This is a genomic window from Defluviitalea raffinosedens, assembly GCF_016908775.1.
GTDB lineage: Bacteria > Bacillota > Clostridia > Lachnospirales > Defluviitaleaceae > Defluviitalea > Defluviitalea raffinosedens.
Window position 1 is genome coordinate 36,967 of the sequence record NZ_JAFBEP010000006.1, and the last position, 17,423, is coordinate 54,389.

The 17,423-nt window shown below is 34.1% G+C and carries 25 protein-coding genes; all 25 read right to left on the bottom strand.

Annotation, left to right across the window (positions count from 1 at the left end; genetic code table 11):
• Positions 1-9 precede the first annotated feature (9 nt).
• On the bottom strand, positions 10-819 hold the full coding sequence (locus JOD07_RS06300; protein WP_204612908.1) for a TlyA family RNA methyltransferase: 810 nt from the start codon (positions 817-819) through the stop codon (positions 10-12).
• A 7-nt stretch (positions 820-826) separates the two neighbouring features.
• On the bottom strand, positions 827-2,701 hold the full coding sequence (dxs, locus tag JOD07_RS06305; protein ID WP_207756849.1) for a 1-deoxy-D-xylulose-5-phosphate synthase: 1,875 nt from the start codon (positions 2,699-2,701) through the stop codon (positions 827-829).
• Between the two features lie 126 nt (positions 2,702-2,827).
• Complete coding sequence (locus tag JOD07_RS06310) at positions 2,828-3,271, bottom strand: divergent PAP2 family protein (RefSeq protein WP_158739133.1); 444 nt, start codon at positions 3,269-3,271, stop codon at positions 2,828-2,830.
• A gap of 12 nt (positions 3,272-3,283) precedes the next feature.
• Positions 3,284-4,168 carry a polyprenyl synthetase family protein gene (locus tag JOD07_RS06315; RefSeq protein ID WP_204612910.1) on the bottom strand — a complete coding sequence of 295 codons (885 nt, stop codon included), beginning with the start codon at positions 4,166-4,168 and terminating at the stop codon, positions 3,284-3,286.
• Positions 4,158-4,409, bottom strand: coding sequence for an exodeoxyribonuclease VII small subunit (locus JOD07_RS06320; protein WP_158739135.1), 252 nt, complete (start codon positions 4,407-4,409; stop codon positions 4,158-4,160). Before JOD07_RS06320 ends, JOD07_RS06315 begins: the two co-directional genes overlap by 11 nt.
• Positions 4,402-5,628: an exodeoxyribonuclease VII large subunit gene (xseA, locus tag JOD07_RS06325; RefSeq protein WP_158739136.1), complete on the bottom strand. Its 1,227-nt coding sequence runs from the start codon at positions 5,626-5,628 to the stop codon at positions 4,402-4,404. Before xseA ends, JOD07_RS06320 begins: the two co-directional genes overlap by 8 nt.
• Complete coding sequence (gene nusB, locus JOD07_RS06330) at positions 5,618-6,043, bottom strand: transcription antitermination factor NusB (protein ID WP_204612912.1); 426 nt, start codon at positions 6,041-6,043, stop codon at positions 5,618-5,620. Before nusB ends, xseA begins: the two co-directional genes overlap by 11 nt.
• 94 nt (positions 6,044-6,137) lie before the next feature.
• Positions 6,138-6,557: an Asp23/Gls24 family envelope stress response protein gene (locus tag JOD07_RS06335; RefSeq protein WP_334296494.1), complete on the bottom strand. Its 420-nt coding sequence runs from the start codon at positions 6,555-6,557 to the stop codon at positions 6,138-6,140.
• A 94-nt stretch (positions 6,558-6,651) separates the two neighbouring features.
• Positions 6,652-7,359 carry a SpoIIIAH-like family protein gene (locus tag JOD07_RS06340; protein ID WP_204612914.1) on the bottom strand — a complete coding sequence of 236 codons (708 nt, stop codon included), beginning with the start codon at positions 7,357-7,359 and terminating at the stop codon, positions 6,652-6,654.
• A gap of 12 nt (positions 7,360-7,371) precedes the next feature.
• The gene (gene spoIIIAG, locus JOD07_RS06345) at positions 7,372-7,989 is read right to left on the bottom strand and encodes a stage III sporulation protein AG (protein ID WP_158739140.1); all 618 of its coding nucleotides are present in this window, start codon (positions 7,987-7,989) and stop codon (positions 7,372-7,374) included.
• A gap of 14 nt (positions 7,990-8,003) precedes the next feature.
• Entirely contained in the window at positions 8,004-8,633 is a 630-nt protein-coding gene (gene spoIIIAF, locus JOD07_RS06350) for a stage III sporulation protein AF (protein WP_158739141.1), read from the bottom strand.
• 8 nt (positions 8,634-8,641) lie between these two features.
• Positions 8,642-9,811 (bottom strand): stage III sporulation protein AE, encoded by a 1,170-nt coding sequence (spoIIIAE, locus tag JOD07_RS06355; protein ID WP_204612923.1) that lies wholly within the window; start codon positions 9,809-9,811, stop codon positions 8,642-8,644.
• Between the two features lie 11 nt (positions 9,812-9,822).
• Entirely contained in the window at positions 9,823-10,209 is a 387-nt protein-coding gene (gene spoIIIAD, locus JOD07_RS06360; protein WP_158739143.1) for a stage III sporulation protein AD, read from the bottom strand.
• An 11-nt stretch (positions 10,210-10,220) separates the two neighbouring features.
• Entirely contained in the window at positions 10,221-10,415 is a 195-nt protein-coding gene (gene spoIIIAC, locus JOD07_RS06365) for a stage III sporulation protein AC (protein WP_158739144.1), read from the bottom strand.
• A gap of 19 nt (positions 10,416-10,434) precedes the next feature.
• Positions 10,435-10,956, bottom strand: a complete 522-nt coding sequence (locus JOD07_RS06370) for a stage III sporulation protein AB (protein WP_158739145.1) — start codon at positions 10,954-10,956, stop codon at positions 10,435-10,437.
• A gap of 8 nt (positions 10,957-10,964) precedes the next feature.
• The gene (gene spoIIIAA / locus JOD07_RS06375; protein WP_204612924.1) at positions 10,965-11,924 is read right to left on the bottom strand and encodes a stage III sporulation protein AA; all 960 of its coding nucleotides are present in this window, start codon (positions 11,922-11,924) and stop codon (positions 10,965-10,967) included.
• A gap of 177 nt (positions 11,925-12,101) precedes the next feature.
• Complete coding sequence (locus JOD07_RS06380; RefSeq protein WP_158739147.1) at positions 12,102-12,437, bottom strand: CD1247 N-terminal domain-containing protein; 336 nt, start codon at positions 12,435-12,437, stop codon at positions 12,102-12,104.
• A 42-nt stretch (positions 12,438-12,479) separates the two neighbouring features.
• On the bottom strand, positions 12,480-13,037 hold the full coding sequence (gene efp, locus JOD07_RS06385) for an elongation factor P (RefSeq protein ID WP_158739148.1): 558 nt from the start codon (positions 13,035-13,037) through the stop codon (positions 12,480-12,482).
• A gap of 95 nt (positions 13,038-13,132) precedes the next feature.
• Positions 13,133-14,200, bottom strand: coding sequence for a M24 family metallopeptidase (locus tag JOD07_RS06390; RefSeq protein WP_204612927.1), 1,068 nt, complete (start codon positions 14,198-14,200; stop codon positions 13,133-13,135).
• Between the two features lie 19 nt (positions 14,201-14,219).
• Positions 14,220-14,663 carry a type II 3-dehydroquinate dehydratase gene (aroQ, locus tag JOD07_RS06395; RefSeq protein ID WP_158739150.1) on the bottom strand — a complete coding sequence of 148 codons (444 nt, stop codon included), beginning with the start codon at positions 14,661-14,663 and terminating at the stop codon, positions 14,220-14,222.
• Positions 14,660-15,193: a shikimate kinase gene (locus JOD07_RS06400; protein ID WP_158739151.1), complete on the bottom strand. Its 534-nt coding sequence runs from the start codon at positions 15,191-15,193 to the stop codon at positions 14,660-14,662. Before JOD07_RS06400 ends, aroQ begins: the two co-directional genes overlap by 4 nt.
• On the bottom strand, positions 15,180-15,452 hold the full coding sequence (locus tag JOD07_RS06405) for a late competence development ComFB family protein (RefSeq protein WP_158739152.1): 273 nt from the start codon (positions 15,450-15,452) through the stop codon (positions 15,180-15,182). Before JOD07_RS06405 ends, JOD07_RS06400 begins: the two co-directional genes overlap by 14 nt.
• 86 nt (positions 15,453-15,538) lie before the next feature.
• Positions 15,539-15,991 (bottom strand): competence type IV pilus minor pilin ComGD, encoded by a 453-nt coding sequence (gene comGD, locus JOD07_RS06410; protein WP_158739153.1) that lies wholly within the window; start codon positions 15,989-15,991, stop codon positions 15,539-15,541.
• A 31-nt stretch (positions 15,992-16,022) separates the two neighbouring features.
• Positions 16,023-16,895: a shikimate dehydrogenase gene (aroE, locus tag JOD07_RS06415; RefSeq protein ID WP_158739154.1), complete on the bottom strand. Its 873-nt coding sequence runs from the start codon at positions 16,893-16,895 to the stop codon at positions 16,023-16,025.
• Positions 16,892-17,401: a YqeG family HAD IIIA-type phosphatase gene (locus JOD07_RS06420; protein ID WP_158739155.1), complete on the bottom strand. Its 510-nt coding sequence runs from the start codon at positions 17,399-17,401 to the stop codon at positions 16,892-16,894. Before JOD07_RS06420 ends, aroE begins: the two co-directional genes overlap by 4 nt.
• Between the last annotated feature and the right edge of the window lie 22 nt (positions 17,402-17,423).

A 17,423-nucleotide genomic window follows, 5' to 3' on the forward strand; every position in this document is an offset into this window, starting at 1 on the left:
TCACCACATTTAGTTTAATTCATTATGTGCTTCTTGAACTGTCTTATTGATCAGCAATTCAACATTCTCAATCTGATCATCTATGTTATGTTTGCTAAAATGTGCCAAATATTCAATATTTCCCTCAGGTCCTTTTATGGGAGAAAAGGAAAGTCCTTTTAAATAAAGATTTTCTTTCATTCCATAATGAATTACATTTAAAATAACTTCTTCATGAATTTTAGGGTCTCTTACTACCCCTTTTTTTCCTACTTTATCCCTTCCTGCTTCGAATTGAGGTTTGATCAAACATACGATCTCACCAGAATTGATTAATAAATTTTTGACAGGTGACAAAACTTTTGTAAGAGATATAAATGAAACATCTATGGATGCAAAATCCCCCAATTCTTCTAAGTCGTCTTTGGTTACATATCTGATATTGGTCTTTTCCATGCAGACAACTCTTTCATCTTGCCTTAGTTTCCATGCAAATTGGCCGTATCCTACATCAATAGCATATACTTTTTTTGCTCCATTTTGAAGCATGCAATCTGTAAATCCTCCAGTAGATGCTCCAACATCCAGTGCAATCTTATTCTTAAGATTAATTGAAAACACCTCTATTGCTTTTTCCAATTTAAAACCGCCACGACTTACATATTTCATAACTTCTTTTACTTCTATATTGGCATTTTCATCTACTTGCATTCCTGCCTTAACTTCTTTCATACCATTTACTAAAACTTGACCCGCCATAATACTGGCTTTTGCTTTTTCTCTAGATTCAAAAAAACCTCGTTTTACTAATAGAATATCTAGGCGTTCTTTATTCGTCATTCGCTGATCATCCTTCAACTAATATGTTCTTTATTGTCTTCTGCATACTGTCTGCATCTAAGTGATATGCTTTATATAATTCACTGCAGCTACCATGTTCTATAAATTGATCTGGAAAAGCAAAAATTTTAACGAAAACATCTTTAATGTTATGTTGGGCGAGAATCTGCAAAACATTGGAGCCAAATCCACCTGTAATAACATTGTCTTCCATAGTGAAAACAAACTTATGTTTAGCGCAAAGATTAAGAATCATTTCTTCATCTATAGGCTTAATGAATCTGGGATTAATTAAAGAAAGTTCTATTCCTTCTGCTTTTAAATTTTCTACAATGGTTTTTGCAAATTCCATCATTTTCCCAACCGCAAGGATAACTCCGTCTTTTCCATCAAAAATAAGCTCACTTTTTTGATATTGAATAGGTATTCTATCTGAAGTCAATACATTTAGGGCTTTACCTTTGGGATAGCGAATGGCTACTGGCCCTTTTACTGTAAAAGCGAATTTCAGCATTTCTTCCAGTTCCATTTTATCGCAGGGTGCCATAATCGTCATATTAGGCATATGCGATAAAAAGGACAAATCAAAAATCCCCTGATGCGTTTCTCCATCCGGGCCCACAATACCTGCTCTATCAATTGCAAATACAACAGGAAGATTTTGAATGCATACATCATGAATAATCTGATCATAGGATCTTTGAAGAAATGAAGAATAAACTGCAAAAACAGGATGAAATCCGCTGGAAGCCAAGCCTGCTGCAAAGGTTACAGCGTGCTGCTCTGCAATCCCAACATCAAAAAATCTTTCGGGATATTTTTCCTGAAACCCTTTAAGCCCGGTACCGTCAGGCATAGCCGCTGTGATCGCAACAATTTTTTTGTTTTCATTGGCTAAACGAACTATTGCTTTTCCAAATACATCTGTATATGTTTCTTCCTTTGATATACCCAAAGCTTTCCCAGATTTTACATCAAAAGGTCCAACCCCATGATATTCACAGGGAAGCTTTTCAGCATGAGAATAACCCTTTCCTTTAATCGTTTTTACATGAAGAAAAATAGGCCCTTTCATCTTTTTTATCTTTTTTAGTACACTGACAAGAGATTTCATATCATGTCCATCAATTGGACCAACATAAGTAAAACCGAGCTCTTCAAACAAGGTTCCCGGCACTAATAAGTATCGTATGCTTTCTTTTGTTCTTTTTACTGTTTTTGCAACACTTTTTCCTATACCGGGTATTTTCTTTAAAATCTGATCAATATCTTCTTTTACTTCAAGATATACGGGTTCTGTTCGAATATTATTTAAATACTTAGAAAGGCCCCCTACATTGGGAGAGATAGACATTTGATTATCATTTAATATGACGATCAAATTGGTGTTGGATCTCCCAGCATTATTCAAAGCCTCAAATGCCATTCCCCCTGTTAAGGAACCATCTCCAATCACGGCAATAACCGAATAATTTTCTTTATTCAGATCTCTTCCTGCAGCCATGCCTAAGGCTGCCGATATAGATGTAGAACTGTGTCCCGTTTCAAATATATCGTGGACGCTTTCTTTCCTTTTGGGGAAACCGCTAAGACCTCCTTTTTGCTTTAATGTCGCAAAGCTATTTTTTCTGCCTGTGAGAATTTTATGAACATAACTTTGATGTCCTACATCCCAGATGATCTTATCCTGGGGAGAATTAAAGCAATAATGAAGTGCTAAGGTTAATTCTACCACTCCAAGATTAGAAGCCAGATGCCCACCTGTTTGGGAAAGTGTATTAATTAAGAAATTTCTTATTTCTCTTGCAACAATATTAAGTTGATCTATGCTTAATTTTTTTAGTTTTTCGGGTGAATCAATTATATCGATGAATTGCTTCAAACTGCTCCCTTCTTTCTTTAAGTAACAATTTTATGTTTTGTCTTATTTTAACCTTTTACCATAGATGATTTCAAGCATAGAATCATAATTAAGAAAGAATAATGGGCGAACAATGTCCGCCCCTAACTACATACGAATCAATGCAATTACTATACCTAGGATCGCTCCCACAAGGACTTCGATAGGGGTGTGACCTAAAAGTTCCTTGAGCCTTTCTTCAAAATGTAATTCGTCATGCTCAATTTCTTCGATGATTTTATTTAAAACAGCTGCCTGTTTCCCAGCAGCTCTTCTCACCCCTGCTGCATCGTACATAACAATAAGTCCAATAACAAGACATGCCCCAAAGAAAGCAGAATCATAACCCATTTGCTCTCCCACTCCCACACACATGGCCATTACAAAAGCAGAATGAGAACTAGGCATCCCTCCTGAGCCAATCAATCTTGAAAAATCCATTCTTTTACTTTGGATAAGTACCAGAATCATTTTAGATAATTGGGCAACAAACCATGCTAAAATAGATGTTCTTAAAACTTCGTTTCTGAATATAGATTCAACTGCATACAAAGCTAATCCTCCTCAATAAGTGCGAGACATTAAATATTCTGACAACCAGAATAAAAACTGCCCTTTCTCTTTAAAAATTTCTAATTGATGTGCAGCATCTTGGGAAAGCAGTTTCACATATTCTTTTGAGGACTCTAATCCTTTTAAAGATACAAAGGTTGCCTTTCCATTTCTTTCATCGCTTTTAATAGGCTTTCCTAATTCCTCCTGGGTACTGATGACATCCAGTATATCGTCTTGAACTTGAAATGCCATTCCTAAGCAATATCCAAATCTCTCCAAGGCTTTAATTTCTTCATTTGATCCTTGCCCTAAAATTGCCCCTGCTTTTAAAGCAGCTTGAATAATTGCAGTAGTTTTATTCTCATGGATATAATGAAGGATATCTTCATCTATATTTTTATTTTCAGAAATTAAATCAACAACTTGTCCACCAATCATTCCTTTTACTCCTGCGGAAGATGCAATAATATCTATTGCATCAATAGCTTCCCAGGATTTATGTTTTTTCGCCGCTTTAATCATGATCTCAAAAGCTAGATTCAGGAGTGCATCTCCAGCCAGTATGGCCAATCCTTCACCATACACTTTATGATTTGTTAATTTTCCTCTTCTATAATCATCGTTATCCATTGCTGGAAGATCATCATGGATTAAAGAATATGTATGGATCATTTCTAAAGCGCAGGCAAATGGATAAATAATCTCTCCAACGCCTCCAACAGCCTCAAAAGCCGACATCATTAATACTGGCCTAAGTCTTTTCCCTCCTGCAAAAGAACTATATCTCATGGCATCATAAATCACTTTTGCATATCCTTGAGGTTGTGGAAGGAATTCTTCTAAATATTTATTAGTAATTTCTACTTTGTTATCCAGTTCCTTTTTAAAATTCATTGTTATTCTCCTCTATTTGATAAGGCTTTTCTATAAACTTTCCTTCAGCATTTTTTTGCAGCATCATAACCTGTTTTTCAGCTTCTTCCAGTTCTTTTGAACAAAGAGAAGCTAACTCTATTCCTTCTTTATAATAATTTAAAGATTCTTCCAAAGAAATATCTCCATTTTCCAGTATATCGACCAATTCTTCCAGTCGTTCTAAGCTCTCTTCAAAAGTTAAGCGTTTTTTCCTAGGCATTATCCTTCTCCACTTCCTTCCGGGTTCCTTTAACACATGCCTGAATGAATCCATCTTTCACTCGAATATTGACATCTTCATTGATTTTAACATCTTTAACGGATGAAATGGTTTGTCCATGATGATCCATAATAATAGAATACCCCCTGGTTAATGTATTTAAAGGGGACAAAGTCTCTAAAGTATTTATTGTGTGAATCAGATGAGTTTTATAGGTTCTTAATTTATTATTGATATTTTTATGAAGTGCTTGCTCTAAATCATCTAAGTCTTGCTGCCTGCGATAAATTAATTCCATAGGCTTTTTAAATATTACACGATTTTGCATGCCCAAAAGTCTGTTAGAATATAAAGAAATTCGTCTATCTATTAGCTGATTTAAGCTTCTCACAATATTGGAAACTTTAGAGATATATTCAATTCTTGAAGGAACAGCTAATTCTGCAGCAGCTGATGGGGTTGGGGCTCTAAGATCAGCTACAAAATCTGCAATTGTAAAATCTGTCTCATGCCCAACTGCAGAAATGATGGGAATCTTAGACTCATAAATCGCTCTTGCGACAACCTCTTCGTTAAATGCCCAAAGATCTTCAATAGATCCTCCACCTCTCCCAACAATTAACACGTCAGCTTGTCCCCATTCATTCATGGCTTTTATTGCTTCCGCTATACTTTTTGGTGCTTCTTCTCCCTGAACCAAAACAGGATAAATGACTAAATCTATATTAGGATTTCTTCTTTTTGAAATTTGGATAATATCTTTTATAGCTGCACCTGTCGGAGATGTAACTATTCCTATACATCTTGGGAAAGGAGGAATTGGTCTTTTATGCTCTTTTTCAAACAAACCTTCAGCTTCCAAATCTTTCTTTAGCTTTTCAAAGGCTTCATAAAGAGCACCTATACCTTCTCTTTCCATTTTATTGACATAAATTTGATATTGTCCGCTTCTCTCATATACAGAAACTGCCCCTTGAACCATTACATGTATACCGTTTTTAGGTTCAAAATTTAGGGAGTAAACACTGCTTCTAAACATAATACAAGAAATAGCACTGTTTTGATCTTTTAAAGTGAAATACATATGTCCAGAAGTATGTCTCTTAAAATTGGATATTTCTCCTTGCACCCAAATATTATTCAGAATATAATCCATGTCTATAAGGGCTTTAATATATTTATTGATATCAGATACGGTAAAGACTTTATTATTCCTCATAGGCAACAGCTTCCACAGAAGAAGAAATCTTTCCTAATACACCATTAATAAAACCTGGCGCTTCATCACTGCTGTATTTTTTCGCCAGTTCAATGGCTTCATTGATTGCTACACTTTTGGGAATATCATCTCTATAATACATTTCATAGATAGCAAGCCGAAATATAGCTAAATCCACCTTTGACATTCTTTCGATTTTCCAGCCTTTTGAATAACTGGATATCAGCTGGTCGATCGGTTCCAAATGCTCAGAAATTCCTTGAAGTTCATCTAAAATATATTTTTTATCATGTTCTTTTATATGAGAATGTTGCTCAAAATATAAATCTATTCTTTCCTGCTCCTCATCAGGCTGTGCAAACTCTTTTTGAAACAATAAGGTAAAAATATGTTCTCTCACTCTACGGCGGTTCATTTTGTTCCTCCTCGAAGTTATTTCTGTATTCTCTGTCTCTACACTTAAATTAACCCTTAAATATAATTATATTTAAGGGTTAATTTTCCATTCCTTATTCAAAAAATTCATTTTCTTTATCTGAATTACCAGGTTTATTTTTTTCAAAATGAACACCTGTAATATTAAGATTTACTTCTATAACGGAAAGTCCGGTCATTGTTTCAACAGCATTCTTAACTCTTTTTTGAACATTAGCAGCAACTTCCGGAATCTTATATCCGAATTTGATTACAAGAGATAAGTCAATAGATACTTCACTTTCTCCAACTTCTACTTTAACGCCTTTTGACAGGTTCTTTTTTCCCAAAACTTCTGCAATGCCTCCAGCAAAATTACCAGACATCCCTGCAATGCCTTCCACTTCCGTTGCAGCTAATCCGGCAATAATTGCAATAACTTCATCGGCAATCTGAATTTGCCCAACTTGATTTATATCATTCATCGAATAAGTACTTTTCTCGTCCATTTCGATTCCTCCTACAGCAAAAGTAGATAAAATTCAAATGGTGAATTTTTCTTAAAACCATTATAACAGATTTATCTACATTTGCAAATTGGTTTTATTGTTATTTTAGCGGAATAATTTGAATTTTATCCGCGTCAAATCCTGTAGCATTACGAACTATTTTTTCAATTTGAGCTAGCTCCTGCTCTGTTAATTTTTCTTTATTCACTACAACATCCACACCATTATCATTGATTCTTACATAAACTTCTTTAAAACCTTTCGCTTCAATCATAGCTTCTGTTGCTGATTCTTTTTCTATACGTTTTTGAAGGTTTAACATTTCTTCAGCTGCTTTAGACTTTTTGTCTTTTTCTAAATCTTTATTATTTAATAATTGGGTCAAAATTTCTTTTTCTTGAGCTCTTGCTTGTTCTCTATCTAATTTAGCCTGTGCAAAATAAGGTGTATCTGTACTGCTGTTTACAAATACTGCAGCTCCTGGATCTTCGTTGTCAGCTGTTTCTTCTCCAGATGCCACCGCCAGAGAATCTTTATCAGTACTTGCTTGCTCAAAGTCATCCAATGCTAAAAGTTCAGGATCATTCGTTAAAGCTTCTCCAATGATTCCATCGGAAGGATCCGTTGTCTCCATTGTTTCCATAATCATAGCATCATCGGGAATACTGGATGTAACATCTAATTCTTCATCATAAACAACTTCTGCATCCTTCATTCGGCTGCTGTCTGTATAGTTGAGATATCCTGCAATTGCAATCATAGCCACCAATGCTGTAACAATAATTTGATTTCTTTTAAATACGAACATAATTAATCCCCCTTATTTATTATTCATTTTGAATACCTGTACTTTATGTGCAGGAACGCCAAGTAAAGTTTCTGATGCTGCTGTTAATTGCTGCTTTATCCTCGGATCGTCACCCCCCTCAGCTAAAATCAGAATCCCTTGAATTTCTGGTTGTTTTTCTTTTAATACAATGGGCTGGGTGCTTCCTGATCCTGTACTTTGCATAACAATTTTGCTTTGTACATCTTCGTTTTTTACTTCCCTGCGACCTCCCTGCTGATCTTCTTCATTGGTAATAGAATAAGTAGAATTAACATCTTCGGCGATATGTACTTCTCTTCCATAAGATATGGTAATCATAACTTTTACTTTACCTACTCCTTCCATCTTGGAAAAAATGTTTTCAATTCTTTCTTCCATAATTTCCTCATACGACTTATTCTCTTCGTAGGATTGATTGGTTTCATTGATGATTCTACTCGTATTGCTTGATTTATTTTGCATTCTGGATATGGTTTTTGGAATATCTGTAAATATTGTATTCCCTAAAACAATAAACAAAATTCCCATCCCTGTCAGAAAAAGAATATTGGAAATAATCTTTTTATTCTCTTTATGTAAAGATTTCAGCCACTCTTTTATTTTTTCCATTTGATTCACCTCTGTTATTTCTTTTGTACAGTAATATGTATATTATCACCGGACAAATTATAGAAGCTGATTAATAAATTTTTTATATTTTTTTCCAATTCGTCTTCTTTGCGGGTCTGTTTTTTATTTTCCTTATCACTATGATCTATATTAATTTTTATGGGTTGAATGGGTTCTATTTCAGCAGTTGTTGAACCAGTTTCTTGATTTTTTATTATTGTTAGTTCTACCTTTTGAAGAATGCCATAGCTCTTATCGCTTTTATCTTCATTGACATAGAGTTTGATATTTCCAACGTCGACATTGGTATTGCTTTCAATCAATTTTTCAATTTGCTCCCCAAGATTGGATTTATATGTATCCAAAATAAGCTCTTCTTGTTTTGATTCAATAATACTGCTTTGCCTTGCAATACTCTGTCGTTCCATCTCCAGCTGATTGATCTCAACTAAATTGATAAATGTATCCTTATTGTCAAAAAAAATATAGGTGATCGGTCTAATAAGCATAAGCATTAAAACAAATCCCAAGATCATATGAATATATTTTCTAAAATGACTTTCAGGCATTAATATCTCAATAAGCGCTGAAAAAATAACAAAAAGTGCTATCTTTCTTATCCATTCTCCAATTAATGTAATCATCCAACCACCTACCTCAGCATTGCAATCATACTTCCTACTCCAACTAATATAGTTATTGAAACAATGAATAAAATATTAACAGTAAAAATACACGTAAATAATCTTTTACAGGCTTCTCCCATGTCAGAAATGCAGTTTACGATTCTTTTATCCGATATGGGTTCAATAAGGGCTGCTGCTATTTTGTATGCAAACAGAAACGAAAGTATTTTGATCACCGGTATGATGCAATAAATGCATAACAATATAATGGCCCCAACACCAATAGCATTTTTTATGAGAAGCGAACAGTTCATAACCACATCTACAGCTCCACTCAATGCTTCTCCAACGATGGGTACAAATGTACTCACAGCAGATTTAGCCGCATTATTGATGATTCCATCTAAAGCTGGGGCCGTAAGCCCATGTATACCCATAATTCCAACAAATAACGCAGCAATTCCTTTAAGAATCCAATCCGTGATTTGCTCAAAAAGTTCTTTCATTTTTTTCAGAACTTCTTTGCCTGAAAGAGAATTTACAACTCCGATAACAGCTATTAAAAAAATAGTTGGAAGAATAATGCTTTTTACAAACATTGAAATCGTCTGAACAGAAAATAAAATAATAGGTTCAAAAATAGTTCCAGAGGATACTCCTCCTGATGTCATCATTAAAGTTAGCAGTATGGGCAGTACGGACTGCATAATTAAAACCATATTCTCAATAGTGGATTGAGAAACTTCCATGGCGATTTGAAACGACTGCAAAAGAAGAATGATAAGAACGATATAACACACATAAAATCCAATTTGTGATGTGGATTTATTCTGAAAAGATTCAGCTATATTATTCAGTAAAGCACACAATATGGAAATTATAAGTAATTTTCCTATAAGACTCATGAATCCCTTTATTTCTTGAAAAAAAAGTTTCACTACTACTTTTGTTACACTGAGGATCGAAAAATCTATTTCTCCTTTAATAATTTTTCTTATTGTCTCACTAAAATCAAATTCCTCAAGATATGAATTGTCCGATTGCTTCTTAATCCTGTTGACGACTTGTTCAATGGATGAAAAATCTACTGTGTCCAATTGCTTGGTCCATATCTCTTCAACAGGTTTTGCGTAAATTGTTTGGGAAAAGATTAGCCAAATTAAAAAAATAATGATAATCTTTTGTAGGATTTTCATATTCACAACCCCTATGGAATAATTCTTGTTATGATATCCATTAAAGCAAGCATAACTGGTGCCGATACAGTTATAATCAACACCTTTCCTGCAAATTCAATCTTTGATGCTATTGAGGATTCTCCTGCATCTTTACAGAGCTGTGCGCCAAATTCAGAGATATAAGCAATTCCTAAAACTTTAAAAACAATTTCAATATAAATAATATCAATATCAATTTTTTCACTCATTCTTTTTACGATCTCCAAGACAATACCTAAACGATCAATAATGACTGCAAAAATAATAATTCCTGCTGCGATCCTAATATACATGCTCCATTCAGGATTTTGCTTACTCAGTATAAGACCTAAAATAACTGAAATGAGCCCAATAGCCACGATTTGACCTATTTCCATATCTTCATCCCCTAAAGCTGAAACAATGTTTGAACGGTTTGAAACAAATCACTGATATATTGAATAATCCAAAAAAGAACAACAATAAGGCCTGCTAATGTTGTCAGCATTGCTTGTTCTTCTCTTCCAGATCTTACCAATACCTGGTTGAGCACTGAAACTAATATCCCGACGGCAGCAATTTTAAATACTACTGTAATATCCATAAGTCTCCCTCCTATTTTTTTAATAGAGCAGTATAACAATTAATAATCCGCTTAAAATTCCTAAACTTTTGTATAATCTTCCGTTTTTTTGATGGTGCAAATCTAACTTTTTCATCTCATCTTCTAAATATAAAATGCATAGGTCAATACTGTTTTTCTGCGTTTCTTTATCCAAATATCCCAACGCACTGCCAAAAGATAATAATATGGCTTTGTCTGATTTAGACAGATATGTATCTTTTATATGGAGTTCCACAGCATTTTCCCATAATTCTGCTGCATTAAATCCAGTTTTTTTACTCATTAACTGTCCTGCGCAAGCAAAAATTTTTCCAATATTGGAACCAATTCTTTTTCCCACTATTTCCATTGCCACAGGAAGAGGCGTAATCATATAATCTATTTCTCCTTTTAAAAAAATAAATGCCTTTTTCAGCGCTTTTAAATCATTCATTCTATATACTTCTAACTGATCAAGAAGAAATCCTATACAAGTAGTGCCAATGACAGTACATATAGCTCCTATAAATTTAATCAGCATAAAAATTGTCAACTCCCCGTTAATGATTTTAATGAACCTGCATCAATAATATTTTCAATAGTTCCCGGACCATTTCTATAACTTAGAATTACCATACGCTCAAAGATCTTTTTATCAATTAATTCTTTTAAAACTGGTTTTCGTTGAATATCTAACAATGAGCTGCCATGTACTGTGCAAATTAGTTTTACTCCTGCATTCATAGCATCTTCTATAGCATAAATCTCCTCTGATTTTCCAATCTCATCCACTGCAATGATATCCGGTGACATTGAACGAAGAAGCATGCGCATACCTTCAGCTTTTGGACAGCAATCCAAAACATCGGTTCTCATGCCTATATCATTTTGAGGAATACCTTGATAACAGCCTGCAATTTCCGAACGTTCATCCACTACACCCACTGTAACACCATTAAACTTGGGAGGAATTCCATTGCTGATTTGCCGTATAACATCGCGGAGTAAGGTAGTTTTTCCACACCTGGGAGGCGAAATAATTAATGTGTGAAAGACGGTTTTTTCATTGAGTAAATAAGGAAGTAGTTTGCTGGCGCAGCCAATCACCTGGTGTGAAATTCGAATGTTCATTCCACCTATATATCTCATAGTTTTTATATATCCGTTTTCCATGATCACTTTGCCTACTATTCCTACCCTGTGCCCCCCTTGAAGAGTAATGTAACCATTTCGTATTTCTTCTTCAAATGCATAAATGGAATAATCACTCATCATTTGTAGGGTGTCGGCTAAATCTCTGGGATCTGTTCTAAATGCTTGTTCAATATCTTTACTTAAATGTCCACCTAGTGTAATAAACCAAAATCCACTATCTTTTACAATCATAACAGGCTGGTTAGCTCTAAGTCTTATTTCTTGAATCCTTTGAAACTCCTGTTCAGATATTTTACAAAATAAATTTTTCAATCGAATGCCTAATGCAGACAAAATAATTTCTTTCGTGTTCATTGGATTCCTCCTTTGTTTGATCTTTACTTAATTGTATGAAGGGATGTCCATAAATATGACTTTTCAATGATTCATTGCAAAAGAAAAAGCCTGCAATAACTGCAGGCATATTTGAAATAGTAATTTGATTTTTTCATAAAAAAAGTCCATGGTTCTCACCATAGACTTTTGGTTTTCTTATTCTTCAGGATCTTCGTCATAATCAATTGCAACTTTAATAGGTTCATTACATTCCGGGCATATGAGCTGTTCGCCATTTTCTATCAATTTTTCCTCTATATGAATTAGCTCTCCGCAATTTGGACATTGATATTGGCAATCTTCATCAGAGTCCATTTGACATTCATCGTAAAGCTCATCGGTTATATCTTGAATATCTTCGATGGAATACGCTATATCCTCTAAGATATCAATCATCTCTAATAAAAGACGATTTTGCTTTACAGAAGTATCCAGCTCCATGCCGTCCGCAAGGCCTTTTAAGTATGCAACTTTTTCATTTAATGATCTCATGGCGAAGCCTCCTTACTATAAATCTCTCCACTATAGCATTTACTAAACTCTAGAGAGATATTCACCCGTACGAGTATCTATTTTAATTTTGTCCCCTATCTCTACAAATAAAGGAACATTTACAGTTGCTCCTGTTTCTACTATAGCAGGTTTCGTTGCTCCTGTAGCAGTATCTCCTTTAAAGCCAGGCTCAGTACTAGTTACTTCTAATTCAACAAATAATGGCGGTTCTATACCGAATACTATTCCTTTATGGGATAGAATCTTAACCATATCGTTTTCTTTTACAAACTTCAATGAATCACCTAACTGATCTTCATTCAATGCAATTTGATCATAGGTTTCAACATCCATGAAGTGGTATAATTCTCCGTCATTATACAAATACTGCATATCTTTTCTTTCAATATGAGCCTTCGGTACCTTTTCTGTAGGACGGAAAGTTTTTTCCACTACTCCTCCGGATTTTAAATTCTTCAATTTAGTTCTTACGAATGCCGCACCTTTTCCTGGTTTTACATGTTGAAACTCAATGACAACATAAATTTCCCCTTCATATTCAATAGTTACACCATTTCTGAAGTCTCCAGCTGAAATCATATTTTTCCTCCTTAATTTGTTACTAAAAAACAACTTATATAATATATCTTGTATAGTTTAAACTAAAATTCGATTTTTTTCAATTATTTTTTTCCTTATACTTCAATTAGATCTTTTGGAGACCTTGTGAGATTCTCTATGCCCTGCTCTCTTACTACTACTAAATCTTCAATTCGTACTCCTCCAAAATCAGGAATATATATTCCAGGCTCTACTGTAATCACTGTACCTGGTTCAATAATCCCTTCTTCTGTCACAGAAAATCTTGGATTCTCATGGATTTCCATACCTACAGAATGCCCTAATCCATGGCCGAAATACTCTCCGTATCCTTGACTTGCAATATGATCTCTTGCGATCTTGTCAATTTCTTTACCTTTCACAAAAGGTTTTATTCCTTCTAAAGCCATTTTCTGAGCCATTAGGACTGTTTCATATATTTCTCGGTGCCTGTTACTTGCTTTTCCAATTACAACTGTTCTCGTCATATCTGAACAGTAACCTTTATAAACACACCCAAAATCCATGACAAGAAAGTCACCTTTTTCCAGCTTTTTATCCGTCGGTACTGCATGGGGTAAAGCAGAAAAAGCTCCAGATGCTACTATGGTACTAAAAGATAAATCAGAAGCACCACTTTTTTTCATAAAAAATTCCAATTCTAAGGCAACTTCTCTTTCGCTTACTCCTTCTTTTAAAAAAGGAAGGATATGACTAAATGCCTGATCTGCTATTCTGGCAGCTTCTCTAATTAAAGCAATCTCATTTTCATCTTTAATTGCTCTTATTTTCTCAACGATTTTACTCGTTGGAATCATTGAAACAGATAAATTTTTCTCATATTCCTTATACTCATTAAATGTGACAGTTTCACTTTCAAAACCAAGGGTTTTAATATTTTCCTTCTGAATTAATTCATTAAGTTCTTTATAAAGTCCCCTTGTAGTATGATTTACAATTTGAAAATCAGGAGCCTGCTTTTTGGCTTGCTCTATATAGCGGAAATCAGTAAATAAAATAGAAGATTCGTTAGAAATAAATAAAATTCCTGCAGAACCACTGAATCCACTTATATATTTTCTGTTAAAGGGGTTTTGAATCAAGATTCCATCCAAATGAAGTGCGCTTATTTGATCCTTTAATTTTTTAAGTCTTTCATTCATACAGATTCTCCTTAGATGTCTATTTAATATTTAATTTTTTACTTAACGCCTGCATTCCTAAAATATAACTATATGCTCCAAACCCTGCAATCTGACCTATGCATACAGGGGCAGTCACAGAGGTATGACGGAATTCCTCTCGTTTATGAATATTGGAAAGATGGACCTCTACGGTAGGAATATTGATCGATGCGATAGCATCTCTAAGCGCATAACTATAGTGAGTATATGCTCCCGGATTAATAATAATGCCATCTACTTCATCGTAATAAGCTTGCTGTAATCTGTCGATCAGATCCCCTTCACAATTCGATTGAAATATTTCCAAACTTATACCCATTTCTTCTGCAGTTTTTAACAGATAATCATTCAGCTCATTAAACGACATCTCACCGTAAACACCTTTTTCACGAATCCCTAAAAAATTGAGGTTAGGTCCATGAATAACAAGTATTTTTTTCATATTGCTTTTCCCCTCATTCGTTCCAAAATAGAGACTACAACTTCATCTATAGATTTATTGTCTATATCTATTATAATATCAGAAGCACTTTCATATAAAGGACTTCTTTGCTTTAATAAACTTTTTATTGTTTCTAATTTGTTTTCAGTATTTAATAACGGCCTTGTAGTATCATATTTTAACCGCTCAAAAATATGTTCCGGAGATCCTTTAAGATAAATTATGATACCATTGCTTTTTAAATTCAAAATATTATTAGGATTTTTAACAATGCCACCGCCTGTGGCAATTACTGTATTTGAAGTCAATGCAATTTGTGAGATGATATCTTCTTCTAATGATCTGAACTGATCTTCACCATATTGTATAAAATAATCCGATATAGACATTTTGATTTTGCTTTCTATGAACTCATCAGAATCAATAAAAGAATAATGAATTCTCTGAGCAAGGACTTTTCCAGTGGTGGATTTACCGCTTCCCATAAATCCTATTAATACAATATTTTTGCTCATCTTAATTTTGCTCATGGCGTGGATTCATTTTTACAAACATGGCTGCCTTTGTAATCGCTGAAAGCACATCTACATCAAATTGCTGCTGAAGTGTATTGAGTTTGGTATAAAGACGACCTTTTGCTGTAACAACATAATGAGGCTTTAATGAATTTAAAGCAATAGCGGCAATATCCATTCTGCATTTTTCGCAGCCACATGCACCTACATCTTTTACTACTTCATCTAATTGTGCAAAAACTAAATCCTCCATATAGTTTTTAATTTCCAACATTATAATTCCCCCTTATATTTTTCCCAAAATATTTTATATGATTTATGAATTAATTTTCAAACTTATCCAAATTAAATTTTTGCTTTTCAGTTAACTTTCTGTATTTCATAGATTTTAACCCTACCTGTGCCCGGCATGACAGTTATCTTAACTTTAAAATTCTTAGATTTTAAATATAGATGTCCTCCTGAACCGGTTGTTCCTTTTACTGTAAATTTTATTTCTTTAGGCGTCGAAAATACAATCTCTTCCATTTTAATGTCAGGACTTAATTGTACTCTTTTTAAAGGAGTACCAAAAGCATTTGAAGATATAATATATAAATTCTGTGAATCATAAAATCTCAGCCAATATTTTTTACCATCTTGAATGGCTCTTTTTTGAGTGTAACGTATACTCATTTTTAACTCCTGAGCGGCATTCCTAAGTATCACTCTTTCTGGCAAATGAAAAGAAGGCATAACTATGCAGAGTAAAATAGAAAGAATACTTACAACTATGATCAATTCAATTAAAGTAAACCCGTTTTCTCTTTTCATATACTCCTTCTTTCTCAGGAAAGCAGGTAATCTAAAGGTTTAGTTCTTTTTTTAAACTTTGAAATAATAGATCAACGTAATTTTGAGGTACTATGATTTCGTTCCAAATTTCGTACGCTTTTATTGCCTGATAAAAAAGCATACCAAATCCATTAACAGTTTTACATCCTGCAGCCTTTGCCATTTTTAGAAACAATGTTTCCGAAGGATTATAGATCAAATCCACTGCAGCTTGTACCTGAGTAAAAAAAGTCTCGTCTGTAACTGGAGATTGGTCTTCTCTGGGGTAAAGCCCAACAGAAGTAGTCTGAATGCACACGTCAACTGGGAAATCCTGAACAATGAAATCAAGAGAGCCGGATTTAACGGGAACATTATAATAGCGAGAAACTGCCTGCGCAAGCTCTTGTGCCTTTTCTTGGGTACGATTAACAATCAAAATTTGCTTAGGATTTTGGGAAGCCGTAACCATTGCTGCAGCTCTGGCTGCTCCCCCTGCTCCAATGATCATTATGTTTTGCCCCCTGATGTTAATATCATTTTGCAATAAAGATTGAAGCAAACCTTCTGCGTCGGTATTATATCCAATATAACCATCTTTACTTCTCTTTAACGTATTCACTGCTCCTATTTGGTCGGCATATCCTTCTAATTTCAAAAGAAAGGGAATGACTTCTTGTTTATATGGAACAGTGACATTTAATCCCTGAATATTTAACTGATACGCACCAACTAACGCTTCTTTTAATCCACCAGAAGGAACCTCAAAAGGGACATAAATCATGTTATTCCCCAGCATATTTGCCAAGGTATTATGAATAATAGGCGATAAAGTGTGCTTTATAGGATGCCCTATTAAACCATATACTTTTGTACTTCCATTTATCTGATCTACATACTTCATTTTACTTTCTTCCTTTGACGCTCGTAAATTTTAATTACAATTCTTTCTAAACCTCTTTTAATTTTAGTAACCCATTCATCTCTTTCACTAACGGGAACAACCAGAATAGTTTTAATTCCTGCTTTATTCCCACCCCATACATCAGTAAATATTTGATCTCCAATCACTACAGTGTTATCTTTATCAGTATTCATTAATTCCATAGCTTTTTTAAAACTTCTGCTCTTAGGCTTTGAAGCCTTGTGAATAGCAAAGAGCTTCAGCTTTTCATTGAATTTGATTACCCTTTCCTCTGTATTGTTTGATACCAGACAGACTTTAAACCCATTGCTTTTTAATTCTTCAAAAAAATGAATGATTTTATCATCAGGATGGGCAACATCAAAAGGCACCAGGGTATTATCAATATCAAAAATCAGCCCTTTAATGTGATGCCTTTTTAATTCACTTATATTCAAGTCAAAGATAGACGGTATGTAATCTGTAGGAAATAACTGCTTTAACATTATGCACCTCTACTTATTATGT

Coding starts and splice junctions, on each gene's coding strand:
- efp (WP_158739148.1), bottom strand. CDS start 13,037: ATGATTTCAGCTGGAGACTTCAGAAATGGTGTAACTATTGAATATGAA.
- JOD07_RS06315 (WP_204612910.1), bottom strand. CDS start 4,168: ATGAATTTTAAAAAGGAACTGGATAACAAAGTAGAAATTACTAATAAA.
- JOD07_RS06340 (WP_204612914.1), bottom strand. CDS start 7,359: ATGTTCGTATTTAAAAGAAATCAAATTATTGTTACAGCATTGGTGGCT.
- JOD07_RS06300 (WP_204612908.1), bottom strand. CDS start 819: ATGACGAATAAAGAACGCCTAGATATTCTATTAGTAAAACGAGGTTTT.
- JOD07_RS06405 (WP_158739152.1), bottom strand. CDS start 15,452: ATGTTGGAAATTAAAAACTATATGGAGGATTTAGTTTTTGCACAATTA.
- JOD07_RS06420 (WP_158739155.1), bottom strand. CDS start 17,401: ATGTTAAAGCAGTTATTTCCTACAGATTACATACCGTCTATCTTTGAC.
- spoIIIAG (WP_158739140.1), bottom strand. CDS start 7,989: ATGGAAAAAATAAAAGAGTGGCTGAAATCTTTACATAAAGAGAATAAA.
- spoIIIAD (WP_158739143.1), bottom strand. CDS start 10,209: ATGGAAATAGGTCAAATCGTGGCTATTGGGCTCATTTCAGTTATTTTA.
- JOD07_RS06380 (WP_158739147.1), bottom strand. CDS start 12,437: ATGAGATCATTAAATGAAAAAGTTGCATACTTAAAAGGCCTTGCGGAC.
- JOD07_RS06320 (WP_158739135.1), bottom strand. CDS start 4,409: ATGCCTAGGAAAAAACGCTTAACTTTTGAAGAGAGCTTAGAACGACTG.
- nusB (WP_204612912.1), bottom strand. CDS start 6,043: ATGAACCGCCGTAGAGTGAGAGAACATATTTTTACCTTATTGTTTCAA.
- aroQ (WP_158739150.1), bottom strand. CDS start 14,663: ATGAAAAAAATACTTGTTATTCATGGACCTAACCTCAATTTTTTAGGG.
- aroE (WP_158739154.1), bottom strand. CDS start 16,895: ATGAAGTATGTAGATCAGATAAATGGAAGTACAAAAGTATATGGTTTA.
- JOD07_RS06370 (WP_158739145.1), bottom strand. CDS start 10,956: ATGCTGATTAAATTTATAGGAGCTATATGTACTGTCATTGGCACTACT.
- comGD (WP_158739153.1), bottom strand. CDS start 15,991: ATGAAAAGAGAAAACGGGTTTACTTTAATTGAATTGATCATAGTTGTA.
- spoIIIAA (WP_204612924.1), bottom strand. CDS start 11,924: ATGAACACGAAAGAAATTATTTTGTCTGCATTAGGCATTCGATTGAAA.
- spoIIIAE (WP_204612923.1), bottom strand. CDS start 9,811: ATGAAAATCCTACAAAAGATTATCATTATTTTTTTAATTTGGCTAATC.
- JOD07_RS06400 (WP_158739151.1), bottom strand. CDS start 15,193: ATGAGCAAAATTAAGATGAGCAAAAATATTGTATTAATAGGATTTATG.
- spoIIIAC (WP_158739144.1), bottom strand. CDS start 10,415: ATGGATATTACAGTAGTATTTAAAATTGCTGCCGTCGGGATATTAGTT.
- xseA (WP_158739136.1), bottom strand. CDS start 5,628: ATGAGGAATAATAAAGTCTTTACCGTATCTGATATCAATAAATATATT.
- JOD07_RS06390 (WP_204612927.1), bottom strand. CDS start 14,200: ATGAATGAAAGACTTAAAAAATTAAAGGATCAAATAAGCGCACTTCAT.
- spoIIIAF (WP_158739141.1), bottom strand. CDS start 8,633: ATGATTACATTAATTGGAGAATGGATAAGAAAGATAGCACTTTTTGTT.